Origin of the sequence: Rhodoplanes sp. SY1 (assembly GCF_046000175.1) — a bacterium.
GTDB lineage: Bacteria > Pseudomonadota > Alphaproteobacteria > Rhizobiales > Xanthobacteraceae > Rhodoplanes.
In genome coordinates, this window is record NZ_JBEOMB010000304.1 from 1 (window position 1) to 678 (window position 678).

At 63.9% G+C, this 678-nt stretch carries 1 protein-coding gene; it reads right to left on the reverse strand.

Annotation, left to right across the window (positions count from 1 at the left end):
- On the reverse strand, positions 1-650 hold a 650-nt coding region (locus ABTU92_RS29270), incomplete at its 3' end, for a 2-hydroxyacyl-CoA dehydratase (protein WP_408095066.1).
- Positions 651-678 lie beyond the last annotated feature (28 nt).

Below are 678 nucleotides of genomic sequence, written 5' to 3' on the forward strand. Positions count from 1 at the left end.
GGCACGTCCTGGGTGAGGAAGCGGTTCACGAGCGCGTAGTCGTCCTCGACCACGTAGCAGCCGGCCATCTCGACCGACTTGATCAGGTTGAGGGGCGGCTGCTCGCAGAACGACCCGTAGATCGCGATGCGCACATTGTCGCGCTTCGGCCGGTCTTCCGCCTCGGCGGCGACCAGATAGGCCGCGAGCAGGCGATTGTGCTCCTCGACCTCCATCAACAGGCCCGCCCGCATCAGGAGATAGACCTCGGAGGTCGGCGCCTTCCAGGGCGCCCGCGCCCGGAACGCATAGACCTCGCGCACCAGACGACGGTTCTCGTTGTAGAGCGCGATCGAGCGATTGAGATCCTCGTCCGTGATCGTGCGGCCGGTGAGCGTCTCCAGACCCTCGCGCAGCTCGATCAGCTCCTGGACGTAATAAGTGCCGCCGATCTGCGGATCGAAGTTCTGCGGCGTGTCGAAGAACTTCGACCACACGTTCGGGAACATGATCTTCCACATCCCCGAGAGGTTGCGGATCACGTCGCAGACGAACGGGAAGATCATGCCGTCGACGAAGTCGAGCCGCTTCGTGACGCCGAGCTCGATGGTCGAGCGCGGGATGCGGCAGATGTAGCTCTGATAGTACGCGTCGCCGTGGATCACCTCCATGCGATCACCGCCGCCGAAGATGCCGAGC